General features: G+C 41.0%; 20 protein-coding genes. 11 read left to right on the forward strand and 9 right to left on the reverse strand.

From position 1 onward, the window contains the following. Positions 1-97 precede the first annotated feature (97 nt). From H4I94_RS02870 to pyrF, 3 genes are all read left to right on the forward strand, one after another. Entirely contained in the window at positions 98-400 is a 303-nt protein-coding gene (locus H4I94_RS02870) for an integration host factor subunit beta (RefSeq protein ID WP_086174991.1), read from the forward strand. Between the two features lie 21 nt (positions 401-421). Next, positions 422-787 carry a lipopolysaccharide assembly protein LapA domain-containing protein gene (locus tag H4I94_RS02875; protein ID WP_131274578.1) on the forward strand — a complete coding sequence of 122 codons (366 nt, stop codon included), beginning with the start codon at positions 422-424 and terminating at the stop codon, positions 785-787. Positions 788-1,025: 238 nt separating this feature from the next. Next, positions 1,026-1,706, forward strand: a complete 681-nt coding sequence (gene pyrF, locus H4I94_RS02880; protein WP_261181413.1) for an orotidine-5'-phosphate decarboxylase — start codon at positions 1,026-1,028, stop codon at positions 1,704-1,706. A gap of 458 nt (positions 1,707-2,164) precedes the next feature. On the opposite strand, the gene H4I94_RS02885 is transcribed toward pyrF, so the two are convergent. Together H4I94_RS02885 and H4I94_RS02890 are read right to left on the reverse strand one after the other, a co-directional pair. Further along, entirely contained in the window at positions 2,165-3,073 is a 909-nt protein-coding gene (locus H4I94_RS02885) for a lysine exporter LysO family protein (protein WP_261181414.1), read from the reverse strand. Positions 3,074-3,122: 49 nt separating this feature from the next. After that, on the reverse strand, positions 3,123-4,634 hold the full coding sequence (locus H4I94_RS02890; protein ID WP_261181415.1) for a flavin-containing monooxygenase: 1,512 nt from the start codon (positions 4,632-4,634) through the stop codon (positions 3,123-3,125). A 157-nt stretch (positions 4,635-4,791) separates the two neighbouring features. Between H4I94_RS02890 and H4I94_RS02895 the strand changes: the two genes are divergently transcribed. The 5 genes from H4I94_RS02895 to H4I94_RS02915 all read left to right on the forward strand — a co-directional run bounded on the left by H4I94_RS02895 (position 4,792) and on the right by H4I94_RS02915 (position 11,868). Next, positions 4,792-5,799 (forward strand): AraC family transcriptional regulator, encoded by a 1,008-nt coding sequence (locus H4I94_RS02895; protein WP_261181416.1) that lies wholly within the window; start codon positions 4,792-4,794, stop codon positions 5,797-5,799. Positions 5,800-5,895: 96 nt separating this feature from the next. After that, a complete protein-coding gene (zapE, locus tag H4I94_RS02900; protein ID WP_261181417.1) occupies positions 5,896-7,044 on the forward strand; it encodes a cell division protein ZapE in 1,149 nt (382 codons plus the stop codon). A gap of 361 nt (positions 7,045-7,405) precedes the next feature. Beyond that, positions 7,406-9,568, forward strand: coding sequence for a malate synthase G (locus tag H4I94_RS02905; protein WP_261181418.1), 2,163 nt, complete (start codon positions 7,406-7,408; stop codon positions 9,566-9,568). 132 nt (positions 9,569-9,700) lie between these two features. Next, on the forward strand, positions 9,701-11,155 hold the full coding sequence (locus H4I94_RS02910; protein ID WP_261181419.1) for an aldehyde dehydrogenase family protein: 1,455 nt from the start codon (positions 9,701-9,703) through the stop codon (positions 11,153-11,155). A 53-nt stretch (positions 11,156-11,208) separates the two neighbouring features. Next, entirely contained in the window at positions 11,209-11,868 is a 660-nt protein-coding gene (locus H4I94_RS02915; RefSeq protein WP_261181420.1) for an SOS response-associated peptidase, read from the forward strand. A 10-nt stretch (positions 11,869-11,878) separates the two neighbouring features. Here the strand turns inward: H4I94_RS02915 and H4I94_RS02920 are convergent, their stop codons facing one another. The 4 genes from H4I94_RS02920 to H4I94_RS02935 form a co-directional block, all read right to left on the reverse strand. After that, positions 11,879-12,343, reverse strand: a complete 465-nt coding sequence (locus tag H4I94_RS02920) for a MarR family winged helix-turn-helix transcriptional regulator (protein WP_092818340.1) — start codon at positions 12,341-12,343, stop codon at positions 11,879-11,881. Positions 12,344-12,492: 149 nt separating this feature from the next. After that, a complete protein-coding gene (locus H4I94_RS02925) occupies positions 12,493-12,957 on the reverse strand; it encodes a MarR family winged helix-turn-helix transcriptional regulator (protein WP_261181421.1) in 465 nt (154 codons plus the stop codon). A 145-nt stretch (positions 12,958-13,102) separates the two neighbouring features. Then, complete coding sequence (locus tag H4I94_RS02930; protein ID WP_131274568.1) at positions 13,103-13,570, reverse strand: MarR family winged helix-turn-helix transcriptional regulator; 468 nt, start codon at positions 13,568-13,570, stop codon at positions 13,103-13,105. Between the two features lie 169 nt (positions 13,571-13,739). After that, positions 13,740-13,952 (reverse strand): hypothetical protein, encoded by a 213-nt coding sequence (locus tag H4I94_RS02935; RefSeq protein WP_261181422.1) that lies wholly within the window; start codon positions 13,950-13,952, stop codon positions 13,740-13,742. Positions 13,953-14,445: 493 nt separating this feature from the next. Here H4I94_RS02935 and H4I94_RS02940 point away from each other — a divergent pair, with 493 nt between their 5' ends. From H4I94_RS02940 to H4I94_RS02950, 3 genes are all read left to right on the forward strand, one after another. Beyond that, a complete protein-coding gene (locus H4I94_RS02940; protein WP_092818337.1) occupies positions 14,446-15,972 on the forward strand; it encodes a TerC family protein in 1,527 nt (508 codons plus the stop codon). A 279-nt stretch (positions 15,973-16,251) separates the two neighbouring features. Further along, on the forward strand, positions 16,252-16,395 hold the full coding sequence (locus H4I94_RS02945) for a hypothetical protein (RefSeq protein WP_261181423.1): 144 nt from the start codon (positions 16,252-16,254) through the stop codon (positions 16,393-16,395). A gap of 48 nt (positions 16,396-16,443) precedes the next feature. Then, positions 16,444-16,983, forward strand: coding sequence for a hypothetical protein (locus H4I94_RS02950; RefSeq protein ID WP_261181424.1), 540 nt, complete (start codon positions 16,444-16,446; stop codon positions 16,981-16,983). 110 nt (positions 16,984-17,093) lie between these two features. Here the strand turns inward: H4I94_RS02950 and thiM are convergent, their stop codons facing one another. From thiM to H4I94_RS02965, 3 genes are all read right to left on the reverse strand, one after another. Then, a complete protein-coding gene (gene thiM, locus H4I94_RS02955; protein ID WP_261181425.1) occupies positions 17,094-17,915 on the reverse strand; it encodes a hydroxyethylthiazole kinase in 822 nt (273 codons plus the stop codon). Positions 17,916-17,990: 75 nt separating this feature from the next. Then, positions 17,991-19,154, reverse strand: coding sequence for a hypothetical protein (locus tag H4I94_RS02960; RefSeq protein WP_261181426.1), 1,164 nt, complete (start codon positions 19,152-19,154; stop codon positions 17,991-17,993). 257 nt (positions 19,155-19,411) lie between these two features. Further along, positions 19,412-19,675, reverse strand: a complete 264-nt coding sequence (locus H4I94_RS02965) for a hypothetical protein (protein ID WP_092818333.1) — start codon at positions 19,673-19,675, stop codon at positions 19,412-19,414. Positions 19,676-20,037 lie beyond the last annotated feature (362 nt).

Consider the following 20,037-nt stretch of genomic DNA (forward strand, 5'->3'; position numbering starts at 1 on the left):
GGTAGCGTAGTATTAACTTATTACGCTACCGTTTTGTATTTAAACAGGTTATTATCGTTTCATCTACAAAGTAGCTTGATAATTAAAGAGGTCGCAGATGACTACGGAAGCACTGAATAAGTCTGACTTAATAGAGCGAATTTCACTAAAAAATCCACACTTAGCAGAGCCTTTGGTTGAAGAAGCTGTTAAGATTATGATTGATCAAATGATAGCTGCATTATCGTCTGATAATCGTATTGAAATTCGTGGTTTTGGCAGTTTCGCTTTGCATCACCGTGATCCACGTGTGGGGCGTAATCCTAAAACAGGTCGATCTGTTGAAGTAGCTGCAAAAGCGGTTCCGCATTTTAAACCTGGTAAAGCATTGCGTGATGCAGTAAACGAATCTGCACAGTAATAAAAAATTTATGGGGTGTTTATGCGTTACGTTTTAGTCGCATTACTCATTGTACTTTTTGGCTATTCATTAGCACTTGTACTACAAAACGGTACTGAACTTTCGGTAGACCTGCTGTTTACGCAGGTACCTGCAATGCGTTTAGGTTTATTGCTGTTATTAACCTTGGCATTAGGTTTGGTATTGGGTTTGTTGTTAGGGGTTCAAATTTTCCGGGTATTTCAAAATCACTGGGAAATTAAGCGTCTACGTAAGGACATTGAGCATCTTCGAAAAGAACAAATACAGGCTGCACAGTTGGCGGCAGCTGAGGCAGCAGCCCATAGCAGACATGAAAAAACAGTTTTAGACATTCATCCGAATGATCGTTCGTCTAATCCCTTGTAATTCTGTATGTTGGCGATAATTTTTAGGTTTTAGCCAGCCAGCTTGAAACCGAAAGATTGAATCAATTTTAAAACACCCTAAGGTAAATGCTTCAGGGTGTTTTTTTATCTATATACGTTAATCTCATCATGAAAATTCAAAGCAATAATTTCGATTAACTAATTTTTTATCACTTTGTTAAAGCTTGGAATACCTTTTATAATAGGCTTTCTTTTTTGTCTGAGCGAAGGTAAGTCTCTTGAGTATCATTGTTGCACTGGATGCTAAAAGCCAATATGACGCATTAACGATTGCAGAGCAGTTAGACCCTGCATTATGTCGGGTGAAAGTTGGTAAAGAGTTATTTACGCATGAAGGCCCAAGTGTGGTGAAAGCATTGCATGACAAGGGTTTTGAAGTTTTCTTGGACTTGAAGTTTCATGATATTCCCAATACTACAGCTCAGGCGGTATGTGCTGCAGCAGACTTAGGTGTTTGGATGGTGAATGTGCATGCATCTGGTGGTCGCAAGATGATGGAAACCTGTGTAGAGCGCTTGAAAGCGGGTAATTATAATACCCAGTTGATTGCAGTGACTGTGCTGACTTCAATGGGGCGTGAAGATTTAAAAGATATTGGTTTAGATGTTGAGCCATTTGAGCAAGTAAAACGTCTTGCAAAACTCACTCAGGAAAGTGGCCTGGATGGCGTGGTCTGTTCTGCTCAGGAAGCCAAAATGCTGCGTGAAACTTTGGGACAGCAATTTGCTTTAGTGACCCCGGGAATTCGTCCAGAAGGTTCTGCGGCTGATGACCAAAAACGTATCGTAACGCCGAAACAGGCTATGCTGGATGGTTCTACGCATTTAGTGATTGGTCGTCCAATTACCAAGTCGGAAAATCCGCGTCAAATGCTGAAAGATATTTTGGCAACTTTGTAAATTTTACACCCTCTCTAACTCTCTCCCAATGGGAGAGAGAACGTCCCACTATTATAAAAATGGACAAGCCTTCTCCTCTTGCGAAAGGACTTAGATGAGTAATGCCAGTCAGTTAAGAAATTGACTGGCTTTTTCTTTTTAAATTCATGACTGTATTTGATATGCGGAAAAGTCATCCGCAACTGTTTGAGGTGGGGCTACATAAAAATGATTGTTTCTGCGATAAATTTGCGAGTTGATAGTGGCTGATGAGTTTTGCGGTGAGGAGCATTGCTCCGCAAGATGCCTTTGGTCTTACGAAGCAATGCTTCTCAGGGCGAAACCAAAGTAACAAATGAGCTGCAAGGATTTGATTTAAAACGGTAAGACTCCGCCATGAATTACTAAAAAATTAAAGAGTTTATTTCTCAACTCCTTAACTGATTAGCATTACTTAGATGAGGGATAAATATGAAAAATTAAATCGCCGCCAATATACTCACCACTACAGGTGCCAAGACTGACAAAATAAAGCCGCTGACCATGGCGTGTGGAATAAAATCATTGCCACAGGCCTGTTTGACCATGGGCAAGGTGACATCCATTGCTGTCGCACCTGCAGAAGAAATTGCAGAACGTGGATAACGCCAACCAATCATATACATCAACACAATCGCCAGAATTTCTCGGAACAGGTCATTCATCAGTGCAATACTGCCAAGATGGGTATTTTTGAGTTCAGTGACCACAATGCCGGTCATGGAATAAAAGCCATAACCTTGGGACAGCATGATGAGATCTTTTAAGCTGATGTCCTGAATCAGTGTCGCTGTAACGAAAGCACCCAGTAGTGAACCGACTATACAGCCGAGCGGTACCAGTAAAATTTTCCAGCTCAACCAGGAGTGGTCTAAGGGGGAATAGGCGAGATCCAGGCCAATCAAGAACATGAATACCAGCAATAAATTCCAGGTACTGATCTGTAAGGTGTAGCCCATGCTGGTTACAGATTCAGACAGTGCATAACCGAAGCCCAGGGCAATAAAAGCATAGCTGATATTGATGAGGGATTTGCTGACCAGGTTTATGGATACTTTGCCGTGACTGGGTTGATACCCCAAGAGCTTGAATAACACATAACAGCAGAGGAATGCACCGATGCTGGTAAGTAGGGCCAAAACAGCAGCATAATTCAGAATTTGCCAAGGCTGAGCAATCGTATGCAATGTTTGCGTAAACTCCATGGCAATCGCAATCAACAGAATATAAGTAAAATAGGGCAGCGTCCTAAAGGCAAGATGTTCTAGCCACGAAGGTAAACGTTTTGCCAAAACAAATCCGAGTGCTAAACAAATGAGTAACTGGAAAATCAACCAAAAGGATTGCATAAAGAATTAAGCAGCGAATAAATACCTGCCTATTATGAGCCTTAATGATTTAGGCTGCACGACTTCCAGCTGTTTTATTTAGCAGTCGAAAATCAGCAGGATTAAGCCTTTTGGTCTGTAGCCAGTATTTCCAGGTATAGGTTGGCCACAGGGCGAAGTTTTTTCCACCATCTTGTTGATACCAGCTCACACAACCCGATTGCCAGACTGTGCCATCCAGCCATTTTTGTACACGCTGGTTGAACTGGTCCTGTGCCTGATCTTTGACCACAATGGCATGACTCTGAGTGTTTTTGACCAGTTCAATCATTTGCAGAATATAATTGACCTGAGCTTCAATCATAAAAATAACCGAATTGTGTGCCAAAACAGTATTAGGCCCTAATAACTGAAATAAATTAGGGAAGCCTTTGGTGCAAATACCATAAAAACTTTCCGCACCGGCTTGCCATGCATTTCGTAAATCTTGTCCGTGCTCACCAGTACACTTAAATGATTTTAAATAAATCCGTGGATCGGTAATAAAGCCGGTTCCATAAATTAAACAATCAATTTTGTACTCTTTACCATCTTTGGTAATGATGCTGTTTGTGGTTAATTCCTGAATAGCTTCGGTCACCAGTTCGACATTGCTGCGGTTAAATGTAGGATAGTACTTGTTAGATACTAAAATACGTTTACAGCCCATAATGTAATCAGGAGTCAGTTTTTGAGCCAGATTTTTATCTTTGACCTGAAATCTGATAAAAGCTTCCGCTAGCTTTTGTGTATATTTCATTACTGCCGGTTGAACTATGGGAACCACACGAGATTCGTTTGACCAATATAGGCGTGCCCGATGCAGCTTTCTGAACCAGTCTAGTTTTTTGAATAATTTCTTTTCAATATTGAAATAGCGGCGTTCATCTCTGGGAATGACCCAAGCCGCAGTACGCTGCAACACATAAAGTTGCTTAACTTGAGCTGCAATTTCTGGAATGTATTGAATTGCACTGCCACCTGTGCCAATGGAAGCAACATTTTTGCCTGTCAAGTCGTATTGATGATCCCATTGTGAGGAATGAAAAACTTTACCCTGAAACTTTTCAATGCCCTTGACATGTGGGATATGTGGCACATGTAAAGGGCCGGATGCAAAAACCACGAATTGAGCAATCAAAGTCTGCTCATTATTCAGGCTAAGTTTCCAGTCGCAACTTTGTTCATTGTATTGAGCAGCCAAAACTTCACAATTGAACTGGCAGTACTTTTCTAAATCATAATCGGTCATTAAATCTTGTATATATTTAAAGATTTCAGGTGCTTCAGCATAACGTTTTGACCAGTCGCTTTTGGGTGCAAAAGAAAGGGAATACATATGGGACTGGACGTCGCAGGCAGCACCGGGATATTGGTTTTCGCGCCAGGTTCCGCCTGCATCAACAGCTTTTTCCAGGATCACAAAATCATGCATATTGCTTTGTAGCAGACGTATAGCCATTGCCAAACCGCCAAAACCTGCACCAATAATGGCAATCTTTGTTTGTACTGGCATAGGCTGGGGCTGGGCTTGAGCATACATATTTTTATTGGCCTTATGATTTCTATTTTTTTATAGGTTATAGCAAGGCTGAGATCACTGACATGATAGCCATGACAAAAAAATTGATAGTTTCGGCAATTTGCAAGCATGAAAAATTATAGTAAAAATTGAGAGGTTATTTTGATGTGATCCTGCTATGAAACGTTCAATTCTCGGCTTGATGTATTTAATTCAAGGCATGCGTAAAGCTGGGATTGATGTTGATCCAAAACTTCAAAGTATTGGATTGCGCGCGGATGCATTGGATCCGAGCTCAATTATTCATCCGGGTCTGGAATGGGATGTGCTGAAAGTCATTGGGCAGGATGTGGCACCAGAAAAAGGTCTGTTCATTGGCCAGCATTATGCACTTGCCGGCTATGGTCCTTTACTGATGTTGCTGGTTAGTAGTGAAAATATCCGTACTGCTTTAGAGCAGGGGATTCGCTATCAGGCATTAACCCATTTAACAGGCGTATTAAGCCTAAAATATAAAGCACAAAAGGTGGTTTTGTGTTACGCACCTGAAGATTTAAACAGTGAGCTTGGACTGTTGCGAGCACAATGTGAAATTTCAGGAACTTATAAATTTATTCAGGATCTGTATAAAATGATGGGCTTAAGTATTCCCCGAATGCATATAGAGCTGCCATTTGCACAGCCTGAAAATCAGCAGGCTTTAGATATTTATCAGGAGTACTATGGTGCTGAATTGCAGTTCGCTGCCGAGTCTGCGGAATTCTGGTTTGATGATGCCGTGTTAAATGTACAGATTCCTTCAGCAGACAAAATGACCTTTAATCTTTATGAAAGCAAATGTATTGCTGAGTTGGAGCGGTTGAGGGCAGATGACTCAGTACCTGCCCTGGTGCAGCGTGTACAGGATTATCTGGAACTACAAGAAGGGGGGATGCCTAGCATGGCGGAAACAGCACAAGCCCTGCAAATTCCGGAGCGCACCTTGCGGCATCAATTGCAACAGGTGCAAAGCAGTTATAAACAGATACGTGAACAATTGATTAAAGACAAGGCATTAAGATTAATGGAATATAAAGAATATTCCATTGAAATGATTGCAGAATTACTGGGTTATTCGGAGCCTGCAGCTTTCAATCATGCCTTTAAGCGCTGGTTTGGACACAGTCCACGGCAGTACTTTAAGTAGTTTAGTAAATAGCCTAAGTGTGTTAATGCCAAAGTGTTATATATTCCATCTCAATCTTCGCTATACTTTTAATAGCCTAAAATAGTATTCAATCATATGTCAGATTTAAATTCTAAGCACAGTACAGCCTTTATCCCTTTGTCACCTGCGGAGCGCTATGCACAGGCCATCGCATCTGGCCAGTTCATGCCGGATGATGCACAGGCGCAGGCTGTACATGAATTGGATCGTGTTTGGCAAGAATTGATTCAGCGTTTTAAAGCTTCAAAAAAAGCGTTTCGCCGTTTCCGTCGCCAAACTTCACCAAAAGGCGTATACATGTGGGGTGGAGTTGGGCGAGGCAAAACCTGGTTAATGGACCAGTTTTTTGAATCGATTCCGTTTCGCCGTAAAATGCGCATGCATTTTCATCATTTCATGCAGCATGTACATCGTGAGCTGAATAAGTTGTCAGGACAACGTAATCCGCTGGATCAGGTTGCAGACCAGATTTACCAGCAAGCGGTGGTGATCTGTTTTGATGAATTCTTTGTCTCGAATGTCACGGATGCCATGATTCTGAGTGAGTTATTCCAGAAACTGTTTACCCGTGGCATTACCTTGGTGGCGACCTCAAATATTGCGCCGGATGGTTTATATAAGAACGGAATCCATCGTGACCGCTTTATCCCGACCATTGAAATGGTGAAAAAACATTGCGTGGTTCTTAATGTGGATGCTGGCGTTGATTATCGTTTGCGTGTGCTCAAGCAGGCACAATTGTTTAAACATCCATTAACGCATGATCATAAGCTCTGGATTGCCCAGCGTTTTAGCGCTTTAACCCAGACCCAGACCCAGTCGCAAGAACCAATTATCATCAATAACCGTATTGTGGAAACCATTGGTCATACGGAAGATGTGTTGTGGTGTGAATATTCGGAGCTGTGTTTAAAACCGCGTAGCCCGGCTGACTTTATTGAAATTGCCAATATTTATAATACGGTACTGGTCAGTAATGTGCCGCATTTGACCGATTACCTGTCGGAAGGTACACGCCGTTTTATTTATCTGGTAGATGAGTTTTACGATCGTGGCGTCAAACTCCTGCTGACCTCGGAAGACAGTATTATTGATATTTACCAGGGCGAGAAACTTGCTTTTGAAATTGAACGTACGCGTTCACGTTTACTGGAAATGCAGTCCGATGAATATCTGAATTCTGAACATCGACAAATACAGGGGTCAGCCTCGGAAGCCAGCTAAAGATCAAGCGCCTAAACAGGCGCTTTTTTTACATAAATTGTTTGAGTATTTTATCGACATTTTGTTCTATTCATGGCTTAATCTTTGCTCAACAGCTATGAGAAATACAGCTTTTGGGTGGTTTTAAAGCAAAATTCTGCACTTAAGTCTAATTTCGACATTTTTAAAACTTTATAAACTATAAAAAGGTATTCAGGCAAATAATAATGTTGCATTGGTGATCTTCATTTTTTTGAATGATGTATATATTCATTTATTAGAAAATGATCATTATTTAGGAATGTGATAGTACTATTCAGCTAGGTATAAATCGGTATACTAGAATCTCTTGTTATAAAAAGTAGCAATATCAGGAAAGACAATGACTGCACGTATTCAAAAAGGCAAGTTAGCGATTGCTAAAGAACTTTACGATTTCATCGAAAATGAAGCACTACCAGGTTCTGGTTTGGACAGCGAAACATACTGGAAAAACTTTGAACAAGTCGTTGTCGATCTTAGCCCAAAGAACAAAGCACTATTGGCTAAGCGTGACGACCTTCAAGCTAAAATTGATGAATGGCACCGCAACAACAAATTTGAACTCGAAGCTTACAAAGCTTTCCTTACAGAAATTGGCTACTTATTACCAGAAGTAGAAGATTTCCAAATCAGCACAGAAAATGTAGATGAAGAAATCGCATTATTGGCTGGTGCGCAATTGGTGGTTCCTGTGCGTAATGCACGTTACTGCTTGAATGCTGCGAACGCTCGTTGGGGCTCTTTATACGATGCACTTTACGGTTTCGACGTGATCTCTGAAGAAGGTGGCGCGGAAAAAGGTAAGGGCTATAACCCGGTTCGTGGTGCAAAAGTTATTGCATTTGCTAAAAACTTCTTAAATGAAACCTTCCCATTGGCAAATGGCTCACATGCCGATGCAACCAAATATGCGGTTGAAGGCAAAAAATTGGTTGTGACGCTAAAAGATGGTTCAACCACTACCTTAGCGAAAGAAGCTCAATTTGTAGGTTTCAATGGTGATGAAGCTGCACCAACTGAAATCGTACTTTTAAACAATGGCTTGCACGTTATTGTTGAAATTGATGCAACCAGCCCGATTGGTCAAACTGACGCTGCTGGCGTAAAAGACCTTGTGCTTGAAGCTGCTGTAACAACCATTCAGGACTTGGAAGACTCTATTGCAGCTGTAGATGCTGAAGAGAAAGTTGAAGGCTACCGTAACTGGTTAGGCTTAATGAAAGGTACACTGTCTGAATCAATCGAGAAAAACGGTAAAACCGTGACTCGTACATTGAACCAGGACCGTACCCACAAAAACCTGATTGGTGGTGAAACGACGCTTCACGGCCGTTCACTCATGCTGCTTCGTAACGTGGGTCATTTAATGACAAACCCTGCCATCCTGGTAGATGGTCAAGAGATCTACGAAGGCATCATGGATGCGTTAATCACTCCATTGCTGACTTTTGCAGACATCAAAGGTGAAAACACGATCAAGAACTCGCGTAAAGGTTCGATGTATATCGTGAAGCCAAAAATGCACGGCCCAGAAGAAGTTGCATTTGCAGTTGAGCTATTTGAACGTGCTGAACAGGCGCTTGGCTTACCAGCTAAAACGTTAAAAATCGGGATCATGGATGAAGAACGCCGTACATCTGTGAACTTGAAAAACTGTATCGCTCAGGCGAAAGACCGCACCATTTTCATTAACACGGGCTTCATGGACCGTACAGGCGATGAAATCCATACCTTCATGGAAGCTGGTCCATTCGTTCGTAAAGGTGAAGTGAAGTCACAAATCTGGTTCCCGGCATATGAAAACCGTAACGTGATGATCGGTCTTCAAGCGGGTCTACGTGGTAAAGCACAGATTGGTAAAGGCATGTGGCCTAAACCAGATATGCTTGCCGACATGTACAAAACCAAGATTGAGCATCCGGAAGCGGGCGCAAGCTGTGCATGGGTACCGTCTCCATCTGGTGCGGTGATTCACGCGATCCATTACCATCAATGCAACGTGTCTGAGCGTCAAAAAGAATTGTTGAACACTCAGCCGTTATCATTAGATGACTTGTTAACACCGCCTTTGGCAACAGATACCAACTGGTCTGAAGAAGAGAAAACCAAAGAACTTGAAAATAACCTTCAAGGTATCTTGGGTTATGTGGTTCGTTGGGTTGACTTGGGTGTGGGTTGTTCTAAAGTTCCCGATATCAACGATGTGGGCTTGATGGAAGACCGTGCAACATTACGTATTTCTTCTCAACACGTTGCAAACTGGTTACGTCACGGTATCGTAACCAAAGAGCAAGTTGAAGAAGTATTCAAGCGTATGGCGAAAATTGTGGACGAGCAAAATGCAAACGATCCGCTTTATACGCCAATGGCTCCAGCATTCAATGGCTATGCTTACCAGGCAGCTTATGACCTGGTATTCAAAGGTGGTGAACAGCCTTCTGGTTATACCGAACCGCTACTTCATGCAGCACGTTTGAAGTTAAAAGGTTATACAGGTGACTAATCCTGTGTAGTAAAAAAGCCTCTTCGGAGGCTTTTTTATTGTCTAAAAGTTACGAAATTCTTTTTACACTGGCACTTTGGGGTATTAGGTTTTACATTAAATATAAAACCAGAATGATAAAAAGGATGAGGTATGCAAGCTTATCAATTTTCCGATCAGCAATTTATTGCTGGTCATTGGCTGAAAGGAACTTCAACGCATACGCTGAATAATATCAATCCTTATACTCAAGCACTTATTTTGAAATTGCAGGCTGCAAGCCTTGTCGATGTGGATAGTGCTTATTCAGCAGCGGAAGGGAGTTTTAATACATGGTCGCAAACGTCAGCGTCCGAGCGTAAAAGCTTCATCCTCCGGGTTCTGGATATAATCAAAAATAGACGTGAAGAAATCATCCACTGGCTCATTCAGGAATCCGGCAGTACACGTTTCAAAGCCAATATTGAAGTAGATGCAGCATTGGGTATTATCAATGAAGCCATAACATTTCCTGAAAGAATGAACACCCAGGAATTGCAATCGACCGATCCTGGTCGCAGAAGTTATGTAATCCGGAAACCTTTGGGTGTCATTGCGGTAATTAGTCCCTGGAACTTTCCCTTTCACCTCAGTATGCGTTCTGTGATTACAGCTATTGCGATAGGAAATTGCGTGGTGTTAAAGCCCGCAAGTGATACGCCTATTACAGGGGGATTGTTGCTGGCCAAGATTTTTGAAGAAGCAGGTCTCCCTCAAGGTGTATTCAGCATAGTTGCGGGTTTAGGCAGTGAAATAGGGGATTACTTTGTTGAGCACGATACACCGAAACTGATTTCATTTACAGGTTCAACTTTGGTAGGAAAACGCGTCGGGCAACTGGCTATTGCTGGCAATCATCTCAAACGTATTGCGCTGGAATTGGGCGGTAATGCACCTTTAGTGGTGCTTGATGATGCTGATCTGGATCTGGCGGTGGAGCTGGCTGTGATAGGGCGTTTTTTGCATCAGGGACAAATTTGCATGAGTACCAATCGGGTGATTGTCGATGCTAAAATTTATGATGCTTTTGTTGAAAAACTGGTCATTCGGGCTAAGAATATTGCCTATGGTGATCCCCAGCAAGAAGATACCCTGATTGGCCCGATGATTAATGTCGCGCAAGTTGAAAAAATCAAACAGATTATTGCTCAGGCACTACAAGAGGGAACTAAACTCATTGTGCGAGGGGGTATTCAAGATAATGTGGTTCCACCTCATATTTTTATTGATGTAAATCCAGAGTCCTGCTTAGCCCAAGAAGAAAGTTTTGGGCCTGTCTTGCCGGTTATTAAGGCACAAGATGAAGCCGAGGCTTTGCGTTTGGTCAATGACACAGCCTATGGGCTATCCAGCGCAGTATGTACTTCTGATTTAGAACACGGAACCCGTTTTGCAATGCAGATTGATGCAGGTATGACGCATATCAATGCCATCACCGTGGCAGATCAACCGAATGCACCCTTTGGCGGGGAGAAAAATTCAGGCTTGGGGCGCTTTAATGGACAGTGGATATTGGAAGAGTTTAGCCGTACACATTGGTTAACGCTACCGCATAGTACAGCAAAGTAAAAAGTATCTCATACAAGCTATAATAGAGTAAGTTTCAATTTATATCTGGTTTTATGTGCGCTAATTTTAAACCGCTTAATTTAAAGCAGCTCCGTGATTTGAATCTTCCTGATTTTCCATTTGACTATCCAGATGAGGTCTATCCAAATTATGAGTTGCCTTTGCTGTTTAAATCAGCCCAAGGTTTGGAGTGGCGTAAGGTTAGGTTTGGCATGGTACCGAAATGGGCGGAAGACAAAAGCATTGCCCTGAAAACATATAATGCTCGAAATGAAACATTGCTCCAAAAACCGACTTTTATCAATGCTGCTTCAAAATGCAAATTTGGCGTGATTCCAGTGAGTGAATTTTATGAGTCGAAATATATTGAGAACAAGCCGCAACGCTGGGGAGTACGGCGAAAGGATGGACAGGCTTTTTATATTGCAGCGCTCTATGAGATTTGCCGAATCGGAGAGGAAATTATTCGTTCAGCAACCATGATTACGATGGATGCGATTGATCACCCCATGATGAAAGATTTTCATGAACCTGGAAATGTGAAACGCTCGGTGATTATTATTCCTCATGAGCGTTTAGATGAATGGCTAAGCTGGAACTCCCCAGATATTCGTTGTTTTGTAGAAGGGTTTCCAGAGGTTGAGTTTGAATGCTCACATGTTCCAAAAGCAAAAATTGAAAAAATGAGCCCCCAGCTGAATTTTTTCGATTAAGCCTCGATTATTACGATAGATTTTTAAAAATCTGTTTAAGGGTTTCCATCATTTTTTCAATTTGTAAAGGAGTTAGACCCTCGTAGGATTGTTCCAGAATAATATTACTCAGATCCTTAATTTTCAGGGTCATTTGTTGTCCTTTATCTGTTAAGACTACTCGGGTAATACGGGCATCATTTTCACATGAATACGTTTCAACCAGCCCTTCATCTTTTAGGCGATAGACGATTTTGGTGGTGGTCGACATTTTGGACACCACCATTTCGGAGAGATCTGATACGCTGGCATGCGGCTTGGATTTTAGCGACAGTAAAATACGGCGACGCGAATTGTCCAGGCCATATTTTTTCAGGGCATGGTCTAGTTTTTTTACACCTTGCGCATGAACCTGAGTAATCCAGTAGTAGGGAAATTCTTCTAAATCAAAATTTTCACTGGATAAAAGTAAAAATTTACTATATTTCTTGGTCATTTTCTTATTTTCCCCGTTGTTTTAAATTCAACTTTTAATTTATTACCGTAATATTTTCGTTAAAAAAATAGAATAAAATGTATTAATTTTGTATTTTTTCGGAGTCTAAAATAGAAAAAGTCAGTATTTAACTAAAATTTAAAATTAAACTATCGTGATAAATTTTTAAAAATATGTTGCAGACTTTCCATCATTTTTTCAATTTGTAAAGGGGTTAAACCGTCAAAGGACTGTTCCAGAACCACATTGGTCAGGTCATTAATTTTCTGCGTCATTTGATCTCCTTTCTCGGTTAACACTACGCGGGTTATGCGTGCATCATCTTCACAAGAATAAGTATCAACTAGACCTTCATCTTTTAAGCGATAGACGATTTTGGTGGTGGTCGACATTTTGGACACCACCATTTCGGAGAGATCTGACACGCTGGCATGCGGTCTAGATTTTAAAGCGAGTAAAATACGACGACGTGAATTGTCCAGACCATATTTTTTTAGTGCATGATCAACATTTTGTACGTATTGAGCATGGACTTGGCTTACCCAGTAATAGGGAAAATTTTCCAAATCGAAATTATCTGCAGATGGTAAAAATTTACTGTATTTTTTTGTCATCTGTATTTTCTCCCCAGAAATTGTTGTAATTGTATTTTATTATTGTAACTTATTTTTAATGAATTTAAAGAGAAAACAATATATTTTACAATATTGTAAAGTAAAACTAAAAAATAATTTTGTTGATTTGTGAATTCAACCCAACTTAATGGGCTAAATTTCTAAAAATATATTTTAAACTTTCCATCATCTTTTCAATTTGCAGGGGAGTGAGGCCTTCAAAAGATTGTTCCAGAACCACATTGGTCAGGTCATTAATCTTATTGGTCATTTGTTGCCCTTTATCCGTTAAAACCACTCGGGTAATACGGGCGTCATCTTCACATGAATACGTATCCACCAGTCCTTCATCTTTTAAGCGATAGACGATTTTGGTGGTGGTCGACATTTTGGAAATGACCATTTCTGAGAGGTCTGACACGCTGGCATGCGGTTTGGATTTTAGCGACAGTAAAATACGACGACGTGAATTGTCCAGACCATATTTTTTCAAAGCGTGATCTACATTTTGTATGTATTGGGCATGCACTTGAGTGACCCAATAATAAGGAAAATTTTCCAAAGAGAAATCTTCAGCAATGGAAGGTAGGAATTTGCTGTACTTTTTAGTCATGGAGAAAAGCCTCCCTAAGATTGTTGTAATTTTAATTTGTTGAAAAGCGTCTTATTTAAATCGAATTTTGCCAAACAACACACATTTTTTATTGATATTAATATATATCAAGTTTTTTATATTGCAATAAGCAAACTTATTATTATAAGTTTCCTTACAAAAAATAAAATTAAGCCGGATCGTTGAGTCCGGATATGCTGCAGCAGGCTTTATCTTGATGAAATCTGGCAATACCCTGCAATATCCTGAGTTGAGCAAAATTTACACTTCTACCTGGACCTGAGGATTTGGATAAGTTCTGAAAATAACCTTGCTGTAAGGATGCCATATTGGGAGTGAGCAGCCAGGACATTTTAAACTTTTGGCAATTACGAACGCTCATCGACCGCACCTGACATAAATTAAATAAGAAATCTAAATTAAGCTACCCCTTGATTACTGGTATGAGGGCACATTTTGGAAATTATCTATACGGTCAATACTTTTCATTGGTTAGAGTAACACGTGCTGTAAATGTGTTGCCTGGAGTGGAAGCCTGTTTGGTTGAATTTAGCTTTCATTGATTCAATTCAATCATCCTGGTTATCTTTATATTCGGGTGAAAAAAGCTTCGGAGGCTGATCTTGTTAATGAGAGAAACTGATATTTTCTCAAGCCAAAAATCAGATGAAGAGATGAAGTAAAAGCGTCAAAATAGGCCGAATTGTATATCTGGCTAAGATTAAAGCGCTAACAATACAAAAATTTAATTACAAATTTAACAGATTGTGCATAATAAATTTATCTATTGTTGAAAAGGTCACTTATATGGATCCCTCGCCGTGCCGGTTTAAATTTGTTTTTAACCCAATTCGTGAAAACGGAGATGTGAACTAATGGAGTTTTTGTTAGATCCGGGAATTTGGGTGGGTTTACTAACCCTTATTATTTTAGAAATTGTTTTAGGTATTGATAACCTTGTCTTTATTGCCATTTTGGCAGAAAAACTTCCTCCTGAACAACGTGATAAAGCACGTATTATTGGCCTTTCTCTCGCATTAATTATGCGTTTAGGGCTTCTGTCCGTTATTTCTTGGCTAGTGACACTCACAAAACCCATTATTGAAATTGCAGGTCTATCCTTCTCAGGTCGGGATTTGATTTTACTCTTTGGTGGATTATTCCTGGTCTATAAAGCCGTGACCGAACTGCATGAAAAAATGGAAGGCAAGATTGAAGTTCAATCGACATCTTCGGTTGTTTATGCCGGTTTTTGGGCGGTAGTAGCACAAATTATTGTCTTGGATGCGGTCTTCTCCCTGGATTCTGTCATTACCGCAGTAGGGATGGTGGATAATATTTACGTAATGATGGCTGCTGTGACTATTGCCGTGATTGTCATGTTGATTGCCTCTAAGCCATTGACTGCATTCGTGAACCGCCATCCGACTGTCGTCATCCTGTGTTTAAGTTTCTTATTACTGATCGGGATCAGCCTGATTGCCGAAGGTTTTGGTTTCCACATTCCTAAAGGTTATATCTATTCAGGTATTGGTGTGGCTATTCTTATTGAAGCCTTTAACCAGTTTTCAAAACGCAATGCTACAAAGCATGAATCCAAAATTCCATTACGGCATCGTACCGCAGATTCCATCCTGAAATTGATGGGTGGTAAAGTGGAAACCATGGCTGATAGTGCACAACACTTTGAAGCACAAGAAACCTTTGCTGATGAAGAGCGTTACATGATTGGGGGAGTATTAACCCTAGCAGAAAGATCAGTTGCCTCGATTATGACACCTCGAAGCCAGATTTCCTGGGTGAATCTGGATGACAGCGCTGAACAGATTCGTGAACAGGTACTTGCTGTACCGCATAGCCTGTTTCCAGTATGCCGGGGCAACCTGGATAAGGTTCTGAGCGTGGTTCGGGCTAAAGAGCTCCTTGATGTACTGGAAGATCCAGAACAGCTCAAGGCTTTAATCAAACGCCATCGTCCAATTTATATTTTTGAAAAAATGAAAGTCATCGATGCCATTAATACCTTGCGTAGCTCGAAAGGTTCATTGGTATTGGTGAGTGACGAATTTGGTAATGTGCAAGGCCTGATTTCTCCTCTGGATGTATTTGAGGCGATTGCTGGCGAGTTTCCGGATGCCGATGAGCAGCTTGATCTGGTGAAAATTGATGACCATACCTGGAAAGCTTCTGGCATGCTTGATGTGTATCAGCTGGAACTGGAGCTGGGTATGCTGGATTTGGTTGAAGAAGAGGCAGGTTATATCAGCCTTGCCGGTCTGATTCTGGAAAAAACTCACGGTAAAGTCAGTCTGGGAGCTAAACTGGAATATCGTGGCATTTACTTTGAAGTGACTGAACTGGAAGAGAACCGGATTAAGTCCGTGCTTATTAGCTATCCTTAGAGAGTATGAGTAAATCGCGTTGAATAAAGTGGATGATTTAAGATTTAAACCAGAGATTGATATCTTTTAATCCACTCTTTTGACCTATCGGAAAAGCCTGACAGACTCGATCTGTTGGGCTTTTTTATTGTGCTTTACTGTTATATCTAAGGAGGGTGCAGTCATGCGGCAACCGAGTGAAAAAATGGATGAATTGGGTTTAAATCACCATTTCTAGTGATATTTAAGTCAGCTGAAATCAGTAATAATTCATAAATATCAAAAAATTGGATCAATTTGATGGGTATTACAGAAACGATTGTCGATTTTGCAAAACTTGCATCTGAAGAAAAGCATCGTTTTTTTAAAGTGATCTGTGAATTTGATCGGCAAATTTTTCCGGATTCGTGCGAGGAAGAAATTTACAATTTTGTCTATGATTAGGATGCCGTTTCTGTTCTGGTGGTTCATTATTATCATAAAGATACACGGGTGGGGCAAAATATTATTCCTGTGCTTAAGCTTTCTCTGGAGGGACAGCCTATCTTTGTGGTGAGTTACCGGGCGAGTATTTTACCGGCTTATCGTAAAGGCAACAGAACCCTTAAAACAGCAATCCGAGTTGCAATCAATCACCGGATTCGACATTCCGCCATTCCATTATGGTTTGTGCCGACCATCATACAGCCTAAAATTTATACTTATTTTGCATCCCGCTCACAAAATTTCTTTCCGCGTACAGGCAAAGAAACTCCTCAACAATATTTAACAGTTCTGCAAAAGATTCAGCAGCGTAAATCTGAAGTGCAAAAACGTCGAGAAGATATTTTTGTCTATCCTCATGTCATGCCCCAAACGACACCCGAACATATTCAACGTCTCAGAAATAAAGCCACCCCGCATAGCAATTTTTTTATGCAGCATGTCCCTGACTATTTTGATGGCATGGGTTTGCTCTGTATCTGCAAATTGGATTTGCAAACGATTTTGGAAACTCTATTTAATTTATTTATAGACCGGAAAGTCTATTAAATTTCCGTCACCATTCTCTTTTTATACCAATACTGGCATGGATATAAGCCCAGATCCGGTCATTACAATCTGAGCCAGGTCAACCTTAGTAACAGGAACGAAGACTCAACTTAAAGTGCAAGAATTTTAAGATCCGCATATTGCCGGATGAAGTCCGGATTTAAACTGTGGATGTGATCCATAAAGGCCACATTAAAATGTCCGATCGTTTGAGCTTGATCAAATGCCAATTTTCCCGCAATAGCAAAATGGGTATGGGCTGCAATCGTCGCGATCATTGGAGAAGTGATAGCGCAATAAGCCGCAATTAAAGCACCCAGGGCACAACCGGTCGCGGTGACTTTGGGCTGTAAATGAGAACCGCCATTGATCTGAATTACGGCATTTAGCTCTTTAGTCAAAATAAAATCAGATTCACCTGAAATGGCAATACAGTCCGCATGTGCTAATAACACTTTGGCCTGATGATAGACATCGGCACTGTCCAAAGTGCTATCCACACCTTTGGACTCTACCTGGTTGCCGGCAAGGGTACTGATTTCAGAAGCATTACCGCGAATGACCGTGGGATGGTATTGCAGTAATTCATCCACCATGTCCGAGCGCCATTTTAGAATGGGACCATAACCAACTGGGTCGAGTACCCACGGAGTATGGGTACGCTGCGCCGTTTGTGCAGAAATTTGCATGGCCTGCATCTGTTCCTGAGTTGGGGTACCCAAATTAATGCTCAGTGCAGCGGCAATCGTGGTAAAGCTTTCGGCTTCGAACGGATTGTCAATCATGGCTGGCGAGGCACCTGCAGCCAGCAATACATTGGCTGCATAATTCGCTGCAACACTGTTGGTCATGCATTGCACCAAAGGCTGCTGGCTTTGCAGTTGTGTCCAGGCTTCAACAATCTGCTCGACCAATGTTGAAGTTTGATGCATGGGATTATTCCTTAAATTGTACAGGGTGGAGTCGGAGAAACTGGACATATCGATCACCGTTTAGCGGGTGAAATTCTATTGGGTAAAATAGTGGTCTTGATGCTTACAGGTTCGACAGCAGAGTGTTACATAATTTTCAGCATCATAATCCACGCTAAGTTCGCTGGAACCACAATACATACAGCGTTTTTGTGAATAAAAGCTTAATCTGGGTTCAATTTTTTTCCATAACTTCCAGATGGGCTGAAAGAAAATACTTTCATCATAGCCCAGAAAGCGGAACAACAGGATTTCGCTCATCTTGCTAAAAGGAATATTGTGTGGACGAGGCAGGGTGGAGGTTTCCCATTTTTCAGTCACGGACCGTTCACGATATTGCTGTAAGGTTTTCTTTAACAAATTGGTATTAATAAAATTTTCATTGCGTGGTTGCAAGGCTTTTTGCTGATGCAAATATTCTAAAGCAGTTTGTACCAGATAGTAGATCTGACCCACCGCCAGAGAATCCATCAGGCGATAGCAGAACGTTTGAAAGCTGTTATTCCCGGCAATCTGAATGCCCCAGGTACGACAGTAAAACTGGGCGAACTGAATAATTTCCTGATACAGTACCAGGTATAGTGCATTTTTGACTTCATCGGCATTCTTGAAGGGTACGCCCAAGCTTAGATTTTCATAAAACCAGTTTCTGAGTTGCTGGGTAATGCTAAACAGACTCGGTTCCGAATAACCGTCCAAACGCACATTGACATAGTACTGACTGGCTTCGGAGGCAAAATCTTTGGCAATCAGGATCTGTTCTTTTACCAGTTGCTTGATCAAATAATTCTGGAACAGGTAATTCGGTGTAAGGGAATGATATTTAATATTTTCCCAGTCTATATATTCATGATGCGTAGTATATTCCTGCACCTGATTATCCAGAATACTGAGCAAAAACAATTTATTTAAAAAGCTGATTTGATCCAGACGGTATTCAACAGCATCTTTTTCTTTGGACTTGAGTTGACGTTGTTCCTGAAGGCGTGTTTCAGCCAGCATTTTTTTACGCTTGGCCAGACAGGTGTCGCAGTGGCAGTTGCCGCGACCGTCCTGAAACAGACGGTGATGGCAGTGACTGCATTCATGAAAATTCATTGCCTGATCGTACTGCTCAGCTTCTATCCAGAACATGGATGCCTGACATAAAGGACATGATGTACTTTCATCGAGCTGTTTTTGCAGAATTTGAAGAAGCATGGAAGGAATCGATCACAAGTCGGGTTAATCATTGCACCGATTATACACCTGTCTTTTGCCGTGACGTGATGGAATAGTGCTGAATGGAAAATAATTCGCTAGGCACAGCGAGCCACACAGTATGGAGCTGAAAAAAATAGCCTAAGTTTTACAATGCATTGAGAAATGTGGAAATGAAGACCTAATCTTTCATCTCCACAAGAAAGGATAAAAGGAAGTCTGAAGGATGGGAATTGAATCAGAAGGTCATTTTCCGGTTAATAAGAGGCAGGGCAAGGCAGGGACTCATCCTCCTCTCCTAGCTGCTTTGCATTAATCAAGGCCTGAACTTTTTTGGACGGAATTTTTCTGCTTCCTAGGGCATCGTAATTGTTTAAAATTGCGCAAATATCCGCCGATTGCATCGGAATACCTTCACAGCTCAGAAACATGGCAATTACTTTGTGATCAATTCCGGCAGCATCAAGGTTTTGCATGGTTTTGATATTTTCGACGCGAACAATATGGTCTTTTAAATACATAATACACCTCTTCAGGTTTTGCTTTAATTTTATAGTGCGCTTTACACAGATGAATACAAGCAAAAAACGTGCTCAAAATGTAGTCATCTTGAAAATTAGTGTCAATTTGGGTTAAGTCTTTTTATCTAATCTGAAAAATTTAAAGTTATACAAATATATATGCAAAAAGCACTATCTTGGCCGTCGAAGGTATAGCTGGAAATTAAGGGTATACACAATGTTGATGTGTAGCATGCGCTTCATTTATGCACCTTAAGTCATCAATAAGGACATTAATCGTACCAATGTGCGCAATTTGAATTGAAAATTGAAAGGAACATGCCCATATATGACTTAAATCAATGGCACAGACAGATTGCGAA

The organism is Acinetobacter sp. T_3_1 (assembly GCF_025377055.1).
Classification (GTDB): Bacteria; Pseudomonadota; Gammaproteobacteria; order Pseudomonadales; family Moraxellaceae; genus Acinetobacter; species Acinetobacter kookii.

Coding starts and splice junctions, on each gene's coding strand:
- H4I94_RS02870 (WP_086174991.1), top strand. CDS start 98: ATGACTACGGAAGCACTGAATAAGTCTGACTTAATAGAGCGAATTTCA.
- H4I94_RS02875 (WP_131274578.1), top strand. CDS start 422: ATGCGTTACGTTTTAGTCGCATTACTCATTGTACTTTTTGGCTATTCA.
- H4I94_RS02885 (WP_261181414.1), bottom strand. CDS start 3,073: ATGCAATCCTTTTGGTTGATTTTCCAGTTACTCATTTGTTTAGCACTC.
- H4I94_RS02890 (WP_261181415.1), bottom strand. CDS start 4,634: ATGTATGCTCAAGCCCAGCCCCAGCCTATGCCAGTACAAACAAAGATT.
- H4I94_RS02895 (WP_261181416.1), top strand. CDS start 4,792: ATGAAACGTTCAATTCTCGGCTTGATGTATTTAATTCAAGGCATGCGT.
- zapE (WP_261181417.1), top strand. CDS start 5,896: ATGTCAGATTTAAATTCTAAGCACAGTACAGCCTTTATCCCTTTGTCA.
- H4I94_RS02905 (WP_261181418.1), top strand. CDS start 7,406: ATGACTGCACGTATTCAAAAAGGCAAGTTAGCGATTGCTAAAGAACTT.
- H4I94_RS02910 (WP_261181419.1), top strand. CDS start 9,701: ATGCAAGCTTATCAATTTTCCGATCAGCAATTTATTGCTGGTCATTGG.
- H4I94_RS02915 (WP_261181420.1), top strand. CDS start 11,209: ATGTGCGCTAATTTTAAACCGCTTAATTTAAAGCAGCTCCGTGATTTG.
- H4I94_RS02920 (WP_092818340.1), bottom strand. CDS start 12,343: ATGACCAAGAAATATAGTAAATTTTTACTTTTATCCAGTGAAAATTTT.
- H4I94_RS02925 (WP_261181421.1), bottom strand. CDS start 12,957: ATGACAAAAAAATACAGTAAATTTTTACCATCTGCAGATAATTTCGAT.
- H4I94_RS02930 (WP_131274568.1), bottom strand. CDS start 13,570: ATGACTAAAAAGTACAGCAAATTCCTACCTTCCATTGCTGAAGATTTC.
- H4I94_RS02935 (WP_261181422.1), bottom strand. CDS start 13,952: ATGAGCGTTCGTAATTGCCAAAAGTTTAAAATGTCCTGGCTGCTCACT.
- H4I94_RS02940 (WP_092818337.1), top strand. CDS start 14,446: ATGGAGTTTTTGTTAGATCCGGGAATTTGGGTGGGTTTACTAACCCTT.
- H4I94_RS02945 (WP_261181423.1), top strand. CDS start 16,252: ATGGGTATTACAGAAACGATTGTCGATTTTGCAAAACTTGCATCTGAA.
- thiM (WP_261181425.1), bottom strand. CDS start 17,915: ATGCATCAAACTTCAACATTGGTCGAGCAGATTGTTGAAGCCTGGACA.
- H4I94_RS02960 (WP_261181426.1), bottom strand. CDS start 19,154: ATGCTTCTTCAAATTCTGCAAAAACAGCTCGATGAAAGTACATCATGT.
- H4I94_RS02965 (WP_092818333.1), bottom strand. CDS start 19,675: ATGTATTTAAAAGACCATATTGTTCGCGTCGAAAATATCAAAACCATG.